This is a genomic window from Pseudomonas sp. Pf153, from assembly GCF_001269775.1.
GTDB classification, from domain to species: Bacteria; Pseudomonadota; Gammaproteobacteria; order Pseudomonadales; family Pseudomonadaceae; genus Aquipseudomonas; species Aquipseudomonas uvaldensis.
In genome coordinates, this window is record NZ_LHVL01000026.1 from 165,571 (window position 1) to 181,228 (window position 15,658).

The window sequence follows — 15,658 nt, forward strand, 5'->3', positions numbered from 1 at the left end:
TATTTAAGTCGGGTTCAAGGTCATATTCGGAAGCTGGAAAATCTCTTCTTCTCCTTATCGGCAAAACTGCGCCAGACTATAGCCAGTTCTGGCGAAAAGCCAATTTTGCCCTGTTGCAGCATGGGATGATCACGTCCAGCCATGGCTAACGAAACGAAAGTTCCAACTCCGCGACCGACCACGCTCGAAGGCTGGGTAAAGCTGCTCGCGGGCGTCCATCTGCCGGTGCCGCAGGCCAGTCACGACCTGGTCTGCAAGGCCGTCGCCGACAGCAACCGCTCGTTGCGCGATATCGCCGAGCTGATGCAGGACAGCCCCGCCCTCGCCCTGAGCGTCATCCGCGAAGCCAACCATCACACCCATGGCAACCTCGCCGAGCCCGCGGAAAATCTGGAAGTGGCCATCAACCGTCTCGGCCTCAAGCGCACCGAGGAGCTGCTGGTACGCCTGCCCTCGCTGCCTGAGAGAGAAATTCCCGTCGCGCTGCGCCAACTGCAATTGATAAGCCAACACGCCACCCAACAAGCCAATGGTTTTTTCGCCAGTCGCCTGGCGCGGCTGTGGCAGGACATTCACTGGGGCAGCCTGTTGTTCCTCTCGCCACTCTGGCCCATGGCGCTGACGCATCCGCGCCTGCTGGGGGAATGGGAGCAGCGGGTTCTCCATCAGGGCCAGCAGGCCCGCGAGGTAGAGCGCGAGCTGTTCGGCGTCGGCCTGTTGAACATCTGCCTGGCGATGGTAGAAGCCTGGCGCCTGCCAATCTGGGTAGCACAGGGTTATCGGTTGCTGCTCAACGAACGTCACGAGCTGGTGAAAGTCTTGCGCATCGCCCGGGACAGCGAACATCCACTGCGTCAGCAAAATCGCCTGGACGATGACCCGACCCTGCGGCGCTGGCTCAATCAACCGGCCAACACCGTGCTGCTGGCTAATGGCCTGGCGCTTTCGGCGCACCATGCCTGGGACGACGCCCACAGCGCACGCTGGCAATACCTCACAGGCTTGTACCTGCAAATTCCTGTTGAGGAGATCCAGCAGCAACTGCACCAACAAGCAGCCATCAGCGCCCGTCAGCACAGCATGCCAGACCTCTGGCACCCGGCGGCGGCCCTGATCTGGCCCCCTGGCAGCCGCCGCATCCCCTCCGGACGATCGTCGACTTCCCCCTCCAGCACCGTCGACCTGGCCCGGTGGCGTCAACAATGCACCGCCTTGCTGGTGGAACCGAGCCCCTTCAGCAACGCCATGCACCTGACCACCGCCGCCCGCGACGCCCTGGCGGCGTGCGGCATGCGCCGGGTGATGATCCTGATGGCCGACCGCAGCCAGACCAATGTGCGGGTACACCAGACCGCCGGCCTGCCCAGCGAGGCAACGTCCATGAGTTTTCCCATCGGCCAGAGCAAGGTCTTGCAGCGGCTGCTGGCACAACAGGCACAGGTTCGCCTGAACCCTGAAAACAACGCCCAGTTTTCGGCACTGTTGCCGCCGGTCCTGCGCGGCCTGTTCAAGGGCGAGCACCTGCTGTTGCGCTCACTGACCTGCAATGGCCGGGTCATCATGCTGGTGGTCGTGGACCAGGGCGGCGGACCGTTTTCGGACGTGACAGTCCAGGCCTTCGGCAAAACCGTGCAATGTATCGAGCGGGCCCTGCATACCTTTACCAACCGCGGCCGTTGAACTTGGTACAATCCTTTCCCTTTGCGCCCCAGGAGACCTCACATGCCTGACTTCTCTGGCTTGCCGCTGGTGATCGAACCGAGCGACCTGCTTGCGCGCCTCGACGCCCGCGAACTGATTCTGGTGGACCTGACCAGCGTCGCCCGCTACAGCACCGGCCACATTCCCGGCGCGCGCTTTGTCGATCCCAAGCGTACGCAACTGGGCCAGCCCCCGGCGCCAGGCCTGTTGCCGGCAAAGGCCGATCTCGAAACGCTGTTTGGCGAGCTCGGGCACAACCCGGATGCGGTCTACGTGGTCTATGACGACGAAGGCGGCGGCTGGGCCGGGCGTTTTATCTGGCTGCTGGATGTCATCGGCCACTCGAACTATCACTACCTCGACGGCGGCCTGCTGTCGTGGCTGGACGAAGGCCTGCCGGTGACCACCGAAGTACCGGCCAGCGCTGGCGGCCCGGTGGCGCTCACGCTGCACGACGAGCCCACCGCCACCCGCGAATATTTGCAGAGCCGTCTCGGCGCCGCCGACCTGGCGATCTGGGACGCACGCGGCCCGCTGGAATACACCGGGGAAAAAGTCGTGGCGGCCAGAGGCGGACACATCCCGGGCGCGATCAATTTCGAATGGACCGCCGGCATGGACTCGGCACGCAACCTGCGTATCCGCCGGGACATGCCCCAGATCCTCGAGCGCCTGGGTATCACACCGGACAAAGAAATCATCACCCATTGCCAGACTCACCACCGCTCCGGCTTCACCTATCTGGTGGCCAAGGCGCTCGGCTACCCACGGGTCAAAGGCTATGCCGGCTCCTGGGGCGAATGGGGCAACCACCCCGATACCCCTATCGAGCTTTGAAGGTTCCCAAAAAGGACGATTAATGAAAAACCGCTTGTTTATCCTCACCCAGTACCTGCTGCCTCACCACCTGCTGTCGCGGCTGGCCGGCTGCATCGCCGAATGCCGCGTGCGCTGGTTCAAGAACGCATTCACCGCGTGGTTCGCCAAGCGCTATCAAGTGGACATGTCCCAAGCCCTGGTGGAGGACCTGACTGCGTACGAGCATTTCAACGCCTTCTTCACCCGCGCCCTGAAGGACGGCGCCCGCCCGCAGGACGAAACGCCTGGCGCGATCCTCAGCCCCGCCGACGGCGCCGTCAGCCAGCTCGGCCCGATCGAGCACGGTCGGGTGTTCCAGGCCAAGGGCCACAGCTTCAGCGTGCTGGAACTGCTGGGCGGCGACTCGGCCAATGCAGCGCCATTCATGGGCGGCGATTTCGCCACTATCTACCTGTCACCCAAGGATTATCACCGCGTGCACATGCCGCTGGCCGGCACGCTGCGGGAGATGGTCTACATTCCGGGGCGGATCTTTTCGGTCAACCAGACCACCGCCGAAAACGTTCCGGAACTGTTCGCCCGTAACGAACGCGTAGCCTGCATCTTCGACACCGAGCGCGGCCCCATGGCCGTGGTGCTGGTGGGCGCGATGATCGTGGCGTCCATCGAAACCGTCTGGGCCGGTCTGGTCACGCCCCCCAAGCGCGAGCTCAAGACCTTCCGCTACGACGAAGCCGCCCGTGCGCCGATCCATCTGGAAAAAGGTGCCGAACTGGGCCGCTTCAAGCTGGGTTCCACTGCCATCGTCCTGTTCGGACCGGGCCAGGTGAAATGGGCCGAGGAGCTGGTGGCCGGTTCGCCGGTGCGGATGGGCCAAGGCCTGGCTTTGCCCAAGGCCTGAGTCACCGACCACCCTGTGGGGGGCGAGCCTGATCGCTCCCACAGGTCTATCCAGTACAGATCGAGCACCTCTTTCGGCCACACCTGCTAGAGTTGAAGGCATCCTTTTCGTTTTCAGCCGGAGCCCGTCCACGGCATGAATGAGACCCGCCCTCTCCAGCTATTGCGCCTCTTGACCCCGACGCAATCACGCCTGTCGTTCTGCGATGCCACACCGCGCGACCTCAAACGCTGGATCGCCAACCTGCCCAAGGCCAATATCGGCGAAACGGCCCGCCTGCTATACCAGGCCATCGGCGAACTCAACCTGATGCTCACACCCAGCGAAAACCGCCTGCAGTTGCTCGAATTGCTGCGCCCCGAGGTGTATTACGTCTGCAAGCACCTGGAGCGGCACTTCCTGCAGCAAGCTATCGTGCTGGACGACCGTTCGCGCAAAATCGTCAACCTGTGCCAGGCCCTGCAAAGTCATCTGGCGATGGGCTACAAACAGATCGTGGCGCGCATCGCACCGAAATTCACCAAGGACCGCGCCCGCCTGCTGAGCACCGCACTGCAACGTGCGATACATGCCCTTAACGGCCCGCTGATGCGCGCCACCGAGCTGTACAGCCCGGTGCCTGAAGGGTTATGGCTCGACTTGCACCAGTTGTACCGGATCGCCTGCCAGCATCGGTTGCAGCATCAGGGCGTCAGCGACGAGCTGGCCAGTCAGGTCCAGCAACTGAGTCCGGAGCAAAGTTATGTTGTTGCCCTGCTTTTGGGCGCATCACGCAGCAATCAGCTGCGCCAGGGTCAGATAGCCCGATTGGCCGAAGTGCTTGAAACGTGGAGCCAGTCGATCAAGCTGGACCCGGCCAACTCGGCCTCCAGTTTGTTTGCCGTCGCACCGGAACTCGATGTCGGGCCTCGCTACCGCTCCAAATTCAGGGCCGAGCAACAGCCAGGCCTGCTGGGGTTCGATCCTCAACCGCTGGTACGCGCCATCGCCCTCCATCTGCAGCAACCTGCCGACCACACCTTGCCGGTACCTGGCGGAATGAGTGCCGATACCTTGCAACACCTGCAGGCGGCCTGGGGCGAGGCCGTCGAGCGCAGCTTCCAGCGTACCGAGGGCAATGGCACGCTGACATTGTGCGTGGGCATGAGCGCGCTGCATTACTACCTCGGCGGCGAACGCTCTTTCAGCGAAATTCTAAAGAGCCCCACCACACGCAAGGCCCGATTCGAAGCGTCCACAAGCAAGACCAACGACACCTGGAAACAGGCCTTCGACGCCGCGCCCGCCGGGGACAGCGACCTGTTGCCCTACGAAGAAATCGAGTATCCGGCCAACCCGTCCGACGAAGATGGCAGCGGCTCGGACCACCGGCACCATTTCCCAACCTACGAGCTGCCGATCATCAACCATAGCCCCGGGGGTTACTGCCTCGGTTGGCCGAAGGAAGTACCGGAACAATTGCAAGCCGGGGAAATGGTCGGCATCCGGGACGCCAACGATCAGGCCTGGAGCATTGCCGTGGTGCGCTGGATCCGCCAGGTGCGCAACGGCGCCATGCAAATGGGCATCGAATTGGTCGCCCCCTATGCCCAGCCTTGCGGCTTGCAGCTGGTTCGGGAGCCGGATGAGCAAGGTCATTATTTACGGGGCCTGCTGCTGCCGGAGATCAGCGCCATCGACCTGCCACCCACCATGATCGCCCCACGCCTGCCCTTCCAGGAAGGGCAAAAGGTGGTGATCAATACCAATGGCCAGGAACACCGGGCCGGACTGGACCGCCGGGTAACCAGCACCCATAGCTTCAACCAGTTCGCCTATCACCAGGAGGATTCGGAGCCCACCGGGAAGGGTGACTCCGAGGGGGATTTCGATTCGTTGTGGAAATCGCTTTAGGCTTGAACACATACCCCGTGGCGAGGGAGTTTGTTCCCTCGCCCACGGGAATGCGCAGGGCGGTTAGAGCTGCCCGTCGCGATCCCTGAAGCCCAGCAGATACAACACCCCATCCAGCCCCAGGGTCGAGATCGCCTGCCGGGCCGACTGCTTGACCAGCGGCTTGGCGCGGAACGCCACACCCAGGCCCGCAATCGCCAGCATCGGCAAATCGTTGGCACCGTCGCCCACGGCGATGGTCTGCTCAAGGCGCAGACCTTCTTTCTCAGCCAGTTCGCGCAGCAGGTCCGCCTTGCGCTGGGCATCGACGATCGGCTCCACAGCCACGCCGGTCACCTTGCCGTCCACCACTTCAAGCTCGTTGGCGAACACGTAGTCGATGCCAAGCTTGGCCTGCAACTGCCTGGCGAAATAGGTGAAGCCACCGGACAGAATCGCTGTCTTGTAGCCCAGGCGCTTGAGCTCGGCGAACAGGGTCTCGGCGCCTTCGGTCAAGCGCAGTGACGCACCGATGGAGTCCAACACGCTGACGTCCAGACCTTGCAGCAACGCCAGGCGCTCCTTGAAGCTGGCACGGAAATCCAGCTCACCGGCCATGGCTCGCTCGGTGATAGCCGACACCTTGTCGCCCACGCCGGCCGCTTTCGCCAGTTCATCGATGACCTCGGCCTCGATCAAGGTCGAATCCATGTCGAACACCGCCAGGCGGCGATTGCGACGGAACAGCGAATCTTCCTGGAAGGCGATATCGACGTTCAGCTCCTGAGCAACGCTGAGGAACTCGGCACGCAGCGCCTGGGGATCGGCCGGCTCGCCGCGCACGGAAAACTCGATGCAGCCCTTGCCCCTGTCGGCCGGGGTATCCAGCGGCATACGCCCGGACAGTCGGTCGATGTGGTCGATGTTCAGGCCATATTTGGCGGTGATCGCACTGACACGTTGCAATTGCTCGGCGGTGACCTTGCGAGTCAGCAAGGTGACGATGTGACGCTGTTTGCCCTGGCCCGCGACCCAATGCTGGTAATCCGCTTCGGATACCGGCGTGAAACGCACCTGTTGGTCGAGTTTGTAAGCGGTGAACAGGATGTCCTTGAGCACCGACTTGCCCTGTTCGGCGTCCGGGATTTCAACCAGGATGCCAAAAGATAGCGTGTCGTGAATCACCGCCTGGCCGATGTCGAGAATGTTTACACCACCTTGGGCCAGGACGCCGGTAATGGCCGCAGTCAGACCCGGACGGTCGCTGCCAGTGATGTTTATCAGGACGATTTCGCGCAAGGCGCACCCCCGCAGGTGGAAAAAAACCGCATTCTACCCACTTTCGGTGACCATCGGGCACCGCCAGTGCTTTGCCGGTCATGGGCCTGTCGCTATACTGCGCGTCAATTTCACGGACAAAGAGCCGAGCTCAGTGAACCGGCCCACGCCAGTCAAGACCGACAATTTCTTCCTGCTGATCTTCCGTGCACTGCGCCACCGTCGCGTGCCGATCGCATTGCGCATCGCCAGCCATAACGTGATCCTGGTCGCCCTGGCCCTGGTCATCTATGCCTGCGTGATGGGCTTGCAGTTCAAGCAGGCGATGCACGAACAGGCCGACGCCCTGGGTGAGAGCCTGACCACCCAGACCGCCACGTCCGCTACCGAGTTGCTGGTGTCCAATGACATCCTCAGCCTCAATGTGCTGCTCAACAACCTGACCAAGAACAAATTGGTGGCCCACGCCGCCATCTACAGCGTGGACAACCGCATCCTCGCCGAAGCCGGCCAGCGTCCCAAGCCGGGCCTGCTGGGCGAGTCCGGTGGCATGTACCAGAGCAAGATCACCTTCCAGGACGTGACCGCCGGGCAACTGCGCATCAGCCTGGACATGGACCAGTTCCAGCAACCGATGACCATCAGTCTCCAAAGCATGGGCATTCTCAGCGCGATACTGTTGGCCCTGGCCTTGGCCTTGAGCCTGCGCCTGGGACGGCACCTTTCCACGCCGTTATTGCAATTGCGCCTCTGGCTGCGGGACATCGACGAACATACGCCGGCCACCCAACGCCAGGACGAAATCGGCGACCTCGCCCGACAGCTGCACGCCAGCTTCGCACCGGAGCCCGAGCCCGTACCGGAGCCTGAAGAGATCGACCTCGACGATGACGAGCCCGGTTTCGAAGTACGCAACCTGCGCGATCCCGGCTTCGACGAAAGCCCGCCAATGCCTGCGGCCAAGGCTGCCCCACGCCACGTGGTGCGCACGGTTGAGGACGACGAGGACGACGACGCCTTCGCCGATTTGCGGGACGAATCGATTGCCGGGGAACCGCGACCGGCCGCCCGGGCCGTGGCCTCGAACCAGCCACAGCACAGCGCCGTACTGGCCGTGCAATTGGGCGCCCAGGACCAGTTGCGCCGCCTGCCCCAGGCGCGCCTGAAAGAACTGCTCGAACGCTATCGCGATTGCCTCGACCAGGCCGCCTCGCTTTACCAGGGTGAGTTGCACACCCTGAACGATGGCAGCACCCTGATGCTGTTCCACACCGAAGACAGCGGCGACGACTATCTGACCAACGCCATCTGCTGCGGAGAACTGCTGCGGGCGCTGGGTCATCAGTTGCAGATCGAAGTGGCCGACAGTGGTATCACCCTGCAACTGCAATTGGGCCTGACCTTGGGCGAGGGGCTGTTCGGTCTGAGCCAGATTGATCTGTTGCTGACCGAAACGGCCCAGGATGCCCTGGCCTTGTCACAGCACAGCCGCAACCTGCTGCTGGTGGAGCGCAAGATCAACGACGACGCCCTGATCCGCCAGCGCACCCGTATCCGTCCTATCGCTAGCCCTGAAGGCGCCTGCTGCGTGGAACGGCTGATGGAACCCTATCCGTCCTTGCTGGAGCGGCAACTGGCGCGGATGCACGAGCGCCAGGCCTGATCCAGTAGCGGATACGACGAAGCCCGCAGATGAGTGATTGCCTGCGGGCTTTTTTGTTGTCTGCGGTGTCCCAATCGCGAGCAGGCTCGCTCCCACAAGGGATCCAAGGGGGTTACAGAATCCGCGTCCACTGGAGATCTCTGTGGGAGCGGGCTTGCTCGCGAAGAGCCGGCACAGACACCAGAAATCCACCACCCAGAAACAACAAAGCCCGCTTCAACACGGGCTTTGTCATGTATCCAGTCCAATCCTCAGAACCTGAACACTTCCATATCCGTACGAATCGGCAAGGCCATCGGAATCTTCGGGGACTTCTCCGGTTCGACAGGCTTGGCCTGGGTCGGAGCTGGCTTGCGCGTTGGCGCTTCGACGATCGGAGGCTGGTTGGCCAAGGGCTTGAGCGCCGTCGATAGCTGCTCGGCCAGGCGTTGTACCAGAACGCCTTGAGCCTGGACCTGGGCAGCGGTCGTACCGGCATGCTGCTCCTGCAAATGAACGATACGGTTCTCGCGGACCTTGCCGCGACGGTCGATCAACCGCCATTGAGCGTCGAGCACTGCCGGTTGCGACTTGCCTGAGTCCAGGCGGGTAATTGACAGCAGCACCTGGACATCCGGGGTGAAGCCCTGGGTAGCCGGTGCCAGAACGACGCGCTGACTGTCCAGATGCCCGGCTACCTGACGCAGCAGCAACTGGTCGATGTCCGAGGAAAGACTTCCGGCCCAGCGACCGTCGGTGGCGGCCTGCAGGCTGCCATCGGGTTGGCGTTGCAGCAAGGTTTCGCGTTGCAGGTAATCAGCGATCAACACAGGACCCAGCAACACAGCCATACCTGTGCTTTGCGCAGGCTGGGCCGGGGTCCCACTGTCGAGTTGATACAGCGACACCGGTTGATTGACGCTGCAGCCCGCCAGGCCAAGCAGACCGGCGAGCCAGAGAATAGGGAGGCGCAGAGCAGTCATCGTTCCGTCCAGGTGGCGGCCACAAGGCTTACCACAGTGAAAAAATACTCGGTCATTATGAAGAACGCTCGGCCACGCCGGCGCTTGAAAGGGCCTATCATCCGTGAATATGCGTTCCGACTCCAGCGCGAAAGCACCGATCTGCGGCTTTTAATCGCAGACCGAGGCCTCTGTTACGCCTGATTCAGGTTTTCGACGAGCAGCGCATCCACTCGCTGGAAACCCCTCGGAAGCTTGTTGCCCCGGCGACCGCGTTCACCCTTGTAATGCTCAAGATCGTCCGCTTTCAATGAAAGCGTACGCTTTCCAGCCTGCAGCACAAGCGTGGCACCCTCCGGTAATACTGCAATATCCGTGACAAATTCCTCACGGCTCGCAACCCGTTCGCCGGAAATGCCGATTATTTTGTTGCCTTTACCTTTCCCCAGCTGTGGCAGGTCGCTGATCTTGAAGACCAGCAAACGGCCTTCGGTCGTCACCGAAGCCAGCCAGTCGTTATCCCGGTCGGCGACCGATCGCGGTGCAATGACCCTGGCGTTGTTCGGCAGGCTCAACAGGGCCTTGCCCGCCTTGTTCTTGGCTTGCAGATCCTCGCCCTTGACCACGAAACCGTAGCCGGCGTCCGACGCGATAACGTACAACCCGTTATCATCAGGCATCAGCACGCATTCAAAAGTTGCACCCGCTGGCGGAGTTAATCGACCGGTCAGCGGTTCGCCCTGGCCCCGAGCCGACGGCAGGGTATGGGCGGCGACCGAATAGCTGCGCCCCGTCGAGTCGATGAACACCGCAAACTGGTTCGAGCGCCCAGGCGCCAGGGCCTTGAAACCATCCCCGGCCTTATAGGAAAGCCCCGCAGCGTCAATATCGTGACCCTTGGCGGAGCGCACCCAGCCTTTCTCCGACAGTACGACGGTCACTTTCTCATTTGGCAACAGGTCATGTTCGCTCAACGCCTTGGCTTCGGCGCGCTCGACGATAGGCGAGCGACGGTCGTCACCGTAGGTTTCGGCATCCTTGAGCAACTCGCTGCGCACCAGCTTCTTGAGCTTGGCTTCGCTGCCCAGCAGGGCGAGCAGCTTGGCCTGCTCCTTGAGCAACTCATCCTGCTCGGCGCGCAACTTCATCTCTTCCAGCCGTGCCAATTGCCGCAAGCGGGTGTCCAGGATGTAGTCGGCCTGGACTTCGCTCAGGGCAAAACGCTCGATGAGCCTGGCCTTGGGCTGATCCTCGGTACGAATGATGTGGATCACTTCGTCCAGGTTGAGATAGGCGATCAGCAAGCCGTCCAACAGATGCAGACGGCGCTCGACCTTGTCCAGGCGGAATTGCAGGCGGCGGCGCACTGTTTTAACGCGAAACTCCAGCCACTCCACCAGCAGCGCCCGCAGATTCTTCAGTTGCGGCTTGCCGTCCAGGCCAATGATGTTGATGTTGACCCGGTAGCTGGACTCCAGATCGGTACTGGCGAAGAGATGTTGCATCAACGCCTCATGATCGACCCGGCTGTTGACCGGAATGATCACGATGCGGCACGGATTTTCATGGTCGGACTCGTCGCGCAAGTCGGCCACTTGCGGCGCTTTGGACGGTTTTGCCTGCATCATCGCGGCAATTTGTTCCAGAACCTTGGCCCCGGACACCTGATGCGGCAGCGCGGTGACGATGATGTCGCCGTCCTCGATGTGGTACACGGCGCGCATACGCACCGAACCACGACCGGTTTCATAGATTTTCAACAAATCGGCCCGAGGCGTGATGATTTCCGCCTCGGTCGGGTAGTCCGGCCCTTGGATATGCTCGCACAGCTGCTCCACCGTGGCTTTCGGCTCGTCCAGCAGGCGCACGCAGGCGGTGGCGACTTCCCGCAGGTTGTGGGGCGGCACGTCAGTGGCCATGCCCACGGCAATGCCCGTGGTGCCATTGAGCAGGATATTCGGCAAACGCGCCGGTAACACCAGGGGTTCATCGAGGGTACCGTCGAAGTTCGGCCCCCAGTCCGCCGTGCCCTGCCCCAGTTCGCTGAGCAGCACTTCGGAATAACGCGACAGCCGCGCCTCGGTGTAACGCATCGCGGCGAAGGACTTCGGATCGTCCGGCGCACCCCAGTTACCCTGGCCGTCCACCAGTGTGTAGCGGTAGCTGAACGGCTGGGCCATCAGCACCATGGCCTCGTAGCACGCCGAGTCGCCATGGGGGTGAAACTTGCCGAGCACGTCGCCGACAGTCCGCGCCGACTTCTTGTGCTTGGCGTCGGCGTCCAGCCCCAACTCGCTCATAGCATAGACGATCCGCCGCTGAACCGGCTTCAAGCCGTCGCCGATGTGCGGCAGGGCGCGGTCCATGATCACGTACATGGAGTAATTGAGGTAGGCATTTTCGGTGAAGTCAGCCAGCGATCGGCGCTCTACGCCGTCCAAGCTGTCTGCAAGAATGTCGCTCATGCGGGCCTCATCAGTTCATTGTCTGGCGCGGCGGGAATGCCGCCGCGCAGGGTAAATTCAAATGTGTAGGGGATGTGCCGGTTCATGGCGAGGCACTCCAGCCACCCTCGGGTGCGGCAAAACGCCAGACGATCGGTCGTTCTTCGCCGTCGGCCCGTGCCCCGTCGTTATTATCCAGGCCGATCCAGGCGCCTTCGGCGTCCACCACCAGCGCTTCGGCCAGACCGTAGGCTTGAGCGTAACGACGATGGTCCTGCAACGCCTCGGCGGCGAACGACCAGCAGCGCTCCACATTGGCGGTCTGCGGGTTACGCCGGCAGATCTGGTAGGCGTTGCGCTCCAAGGTAAAGAGCTTGCCCTCAAACAATGACAGATCGGCAAAATCCCGCGAAACCGGTTTGGCGTCAGGGAATTGTGTTGGCTGCATTTCCTGCCCCGCCTCACTCAGCAACACGCAATTGCCGTCACAGTCCCACACCGTTTGCTGACGCTTGATCTGTAAAAGGCCGCGGCGCTCGCGCTCTGCGGCCAGCCATAGCCGGTCGCCGGCGGGATTGACCGCCAGGCCTTCGAACAGTGCATTGAAATGCAACAGCATGCCACTGGCCCGTGCCTCTCGGATCATTGCCGGTGCGATCTTCAACCAGGAGACGTCGCCCGACGGTGGCACTTGCAGCACCACGGCATGAGACTCGCTGACCACATAGCGATTGCCGGCGCTGTCGCAACTGATGCCCTCGAAGTCCAGCTCGCCACCGCGCAGGAACGACGCCGCCCAAGTCCGCGAACGCAACCCCCAGGGCAGGCTGCTGTCCGGCACTGGCGGCACGTCGAGAATCAGCGCCTGGGCCTGCCAGACCTTTGCATCGGATATGTCCAGCCGATAAATGCGGTCATCGTCGCGATCCGACACGGTCCACATCTCGTCGCCACACAAGGTCAATCCAGACAAATTGCCGCCGAGCATGCCTTCGACGGCATGCTCGGACAACAACTTCAGCTCAGGCGCTGGCGCGGCGACAACCCACCCCGCCCACAGCCACAACGCCAGGGCGAACCCCTTGCGCATCAGGCCAGCACCTCGGCCAGATCACCCTTGGACTCCAACCAGGACTTGCGGTCACCGGCGCGTTTTTTCGCCAGCAGCATGTCCATGATCTCCGTGGTGGCAGCGAAATCATCCAGGGTCAGCTGCACCAGCCGGCGGGTGTTCGGGTCCATGGTGGTTTCGCGCAGTTGCGGCGGGTTCATCTCGCCCAGGCCTTTGAATCGGGTGACCTGCGGCTTGCCACGTTTCTTCTCGGCCACCAGGCGGTCGAGAATCCCGTCACGCTCGGCTTCGTCCAGGGCGTAGTAGATGTCCTTGCCCAGGTCGATACGGTACAGCGGTGGCATCGCGACGTAGACGTGACCGGCATCCACCAATGGGCGGAAATGCTGGACGAACAAGGCGCACAGCAAGGTTGCGATGTGCAGGCCGTCGGAGTCGGCGTCGGCGAGGATGCAGATCTTGCCGTAACGCAGCTGGCTCATGTCCTCCGCGCCGGGATCGACGCCAATGGCGACGGCAATGTTGTGCACTTCCTGGCTCGCCAGCACTTCGCTGCCGTCCACTTCCCAGGTATTGAGGATCTTGCCCCGCAGCGGCAGGATTGCCTGGAATTCCTTGTCCCGTGCCTGCTTGGCCGAGCCACCGGCGGAATCACCTTCCACCAGGAACAGCTCGGAACGCATCGGATCCTGCCCGGCGCAATCGGCGAGCTTGCCCGGCAATGCCGGCCCCTGGGTGATGCGTTTGCGCTCGACCTTCTTGCTGGCCTTGAGCCGACGACCGGCGTTGCTGATCGCCAGCTCCGCCAGTGCCAGGCCGGTTTCCGGGTTGGCATTGAGCCACAGGCTGAAGGCGTCCTTGACCACGCCGGACACGAACGCCGCCGCCTCACGGGACGACAGACGTTCCTTGGTCTGGCCGGAGAACTGCGGCTCCTGCATCTTCATCGACAGCACGAAGGCGATGCGTTCCCAGACGTCTTCCGGCGCCAGCTTCACGCCACGGGGCAGCAGGTTGCGGAACTCGCAGAACTCGCGCATGGCATCCAGCAACCCCTGGCGCAACCCGTTGACGTGAGTGCCGCCCTGGGCCGTCGGGATCAGGTTGACGTAGCTTTCCTGGACGCTTTCGCCGCCTTCGGGCAACCACAGCAGCGCCCAATCCACGGCTTCCTTGTTGCCGGCCAGGCTACCGCAGAACGGCTCGTTGGGCAGGCGCTCGAAGCCGCTGACCGCGTCCACCAGATAGGAGCGCAGGCCGTCCTCGTAATGCCACTCGACCTTTTCGCCCGTGGCCTTGTCCTCGAAGCTGACCAGCAATCCCGGACACAACACAGCCTTGGCCTTGAGGACGTGCTTGAGGCGAGTGACGGAGAACTTGGGCGAATCGAAATACTTGGGATCCGGCGCGAAATACACGCTGGTCCCGGTGTTGCGCTTGCCGACGGTGCCGACCACTTCCAGCTCGGTGGCCTTGTAGCCATCGGCAAACGTCATCTGGTACTCGTTGCCATCGCGCTTGACCCGCACCCGGACCTGGGTCGAGAGGGCGTTGACCACGGAAATACCCACCCCGTGCAGACCGCCGGAGAACTGGTAATTCTTGTTGGAAAACTTGCCGCCGGCGTGGAGCTTGGTGAGGATCAGCTCGACGCCCGACACGCCTTCTTCGGGGTGGATATCCACCGGCATGCCACGACCGTCGTCGCTGACTTCCAGCGAATGATCGGCGTGCAGGATGACCTGCACCGATTTGGCGTGCCCGGCCAAGGCTTCGTCGACGCTGTTGTCGATGACTTCCTGGGCGAGGTGGTTCGGCCGACTGGTGTCGGTGTACATGCCGGGGCGCTTGCGCACCGGGTCGAGGCCCGAGAGGACTTCGATGGCGTCTGCGTTATAGGAGCTAGCGCTGGGAGTGGCCATGGGGTCTCGTCGTCAGTGTTCAAATAAAAAGGGGCGATGGCTCACAGCGATGTGAAGTCGATCGCCTGGTACAGATCGGCGCCAATACCGGCAAAACTCAACAACGCCGGCAATCGTTGGGCAAATCCCTGGAAACTGTGATCGCCACCGGCCTGGATGCGCAGGGCACAGGCGCGGTAGTACTGCTGGGCGTGGCGATAATCCAGCGTTTCGTCACCGGTTTGCAACCATACCTGAAACCGCTGCGGATCCCGGGGCGCCGGCACTTCCAGCTCGGCCAGGGCCGTGACGTGGTCATGGGTCAACTCCCAGGTTTCGTCGGTGTACAAATTCTTCTGCGGGCCCAGGTAGCCATCGAACATCCGATGAGGGCTGACGGCTGGGTTGATCAACAGGGCTTTGAGGCCGTGGCGCTCGGCCAAGTGAGTCGCATAGTAGCCGCCGAGCGAGCTGCCGACCAGCAGTGGACGGCCCAGTTGTGCAATCGCCTGTTCCAGTTGGGCCATGGCTTCGCGGGGGTGGTGATGCAGTGCCGGCACTTGCAGTCGGTCGGCCAGGCCCAGGCGGGTCATCACGTCGATGAGCTGGCGGGCCTTGGTCGAGGCGGGGGCGCTGTTGAAGCCGTGGATGTAGAGGATCGAGGCCGGCATGCCAACTTCCTGTGTGTGGGGGCAAAGGCCGGAGTTTACAGGGAGATTGGAGTGGTTTGGGGGGATTTGGCCTTATCGCCGCCCCATCTCTGCTGGCTGTGCTGCGATTCCAATTGTGGGAGATTCTATGTTGCAGGGCAACCCTGCAACATCGGCTTCGGCTGGTATTCGCTCTGATTTTTCATCAGAGCGAATGCAACTCGGCAGAGCTTACGGGCAAGCACCACCAATGCCTGAGTTTTTGAAAAGCCTCTTGCCAGGTATGACTCGTAGAAGGGTTTCCATCTAGGCGAGCGAGAGGCCGTCATCGCAGCGATGTGAGCTAAGCGCCTTATCTCTGGATCGCCTTTCTTGGTTAGATACCGGGGGCCATTCTTTTTGCCAGAGTCATCCAC

12 protein-coding genes are annotated in these 15,658 nt (G+C 62.2%); 5 read left to right on the plus strand and 7 right to left on the minus strand.

The window, feature by feature from the left end:
• The first annotated feature begins 141 nt into the window (after window positions 1-141).
• The 4 genes from AD666_RS20010 to AD666_RS20025 all read left to right on the plus strand — a co-directional run bounded on the left by AD666_RS20010 (window position 142) and on the right by AD666_RS20025 (window position 5,314).
• Window positions 142-1,680 (plus strand): HDOD domain-containing protein, encoded by a 1,539-nt coding sequence (locus AD666_RS20010; protein ID WP_053155665.1) that lies wholly within the window; start codon window positions 142-144, stop codon window positions 1,678-1,680.
• A 42-nt stretch (window positions 1,681-1,722) separates the two neighbouring features.
• Window positions 1,723-2,538: a rhodanese-like domain-containing protein gene (locus AD666_RS20015; protein WP_053155667.1), complete on the plus strand. Its 816-nt coding sequence runs from the start codon at window positions 1,723-1,725 to the stop codon at window positions 2,536-2,538.
• A gap of 22 nt (window positions 2,539-2,560) precedes the next feature.
• A complete protein-coding gene (gene asd / locus AD666_RS20020) occupies window positions 2,561-3,421 on the plus strand; it encodes an archaetidylserine decarboxylase (RefSeq protein WP_053155670.1) in 861 nt (286 codons plus the stop codon).
• 135 nt (window positions 3,422-3,556) lie between these two features.
• Complete coding sequence (locus AD666_RS20025) at window positions 3,557-5,314, plus strand: hypothetical protein (protein ID WP_053155672.1); 1,758 nt, start codon at window positions 3,557-3,559, stop codon at window positions 5,312-5,314.
• 63 nt (window positions 5,315-5,377) lie between these two features.
• Here the strand turns inward: AD666_RS20025 and serB are convergent, their stop codons facing one another.
• Entirely contained in the window at window positions 5,378-6,592 is a 1,215-nt protein-coding gene (gene serB, locus AD666_RS20030) for a phosphoserine phosphatase SerB (protein WP_053155674.1), read from the minus strand.
• A gap of 133 nt (window positions 6,593-6,725) precedes the next feature.
• Between serB and AD666_RS20035 the strand changes: the two genes are divergently transcribed.
• Window positions 6,726-8,234 carry an AhpA/YtjB family protein gene (locus AD666_RS20035; protein WP_053155675.1) on the plus strand — a complete coding sequence of 503 codons (1,509 nt, stop codon included), beginning with the start codon at window positions 6,726-6,728 and terminating at the stop codon, window positions 8,232-8,234.
• Window positions 8,235-8,485: 251 nt separating this feature from the next.
• Here AD666_RS20035 and AD666_RS20040 read toward each other — a convergent pair whose 3' ends face one another.
• The 6 genes from AD666_RS20040 to AD666_RS26195 all read right to left on the minus strand — a co-directional run.
• Entirely contained in the window at window positions 8,486-9,196 is a 711-nt protein-coding gene (locus AD666_RS20040; protein WP_053155677.1) for a membrane integrity-associated transporter subunit PqiC, read from the minus strand.
• A gap of 173 nt (window positions 9,197-9,369) precedes the next feature.
• A complete protein-coding gene (gene parC, locus AD666_RS20045) occupies window positions 9,370-11,640 on the minus strand; it encodes a DNA topoisomerase IV subunit A (protein WP_053155679.1) in 2,271 nt (756 codons plus the stop codon).
• Between the two features lie 82 nt (window positions 11,641-11,722).
• Window positions 11,723-12,709, minus strand: a complete 987-nt coding sequence (locus AD666_RS20050) for an esterase-like activity of phytase family protein (RefSeq protein ID WP_053155681.1) — start codon at window positions 12,707-12,709, stop codon at window positions 11,723-11,725.
• Window positions 12,709-14,613, minus strand: a complete 1,905-nt coding sequence (gene parE / locus AD666_RS20055; protein WP_053155683.1) for a DNA topoisomerase IV subunit B — start codon at window positions 14,611-14,613, stop codon at window positions 12,709-12,711. Before parE ends, AD666_RS20050 begins: the two co-directional genes overlap by 1 nt.
• A 41-nt stretch (window positions 14,614-14,654) precedes the next feature.
• Complete coding sequence (locus tag AD666_RS20060) at window positions 14,655-15,263, minus strand: YqiA/YcfP family alpha/beta fold hydrolase (RefSeq protein ID WP_053155685.1); 609 nt, start codon at window positions 15,261-15,263, stop codon at window positions 14,655-14,657.
• Window positions 15,264-15,388: 125 nt separating this feature from the next.
• A partial coding sequence (locus AD666_RS26195; protein WP_156315966.1) for a transposase occupies window positions 15,389-15,658 on the minus strand: 270 nt, incomplete at its 5' end.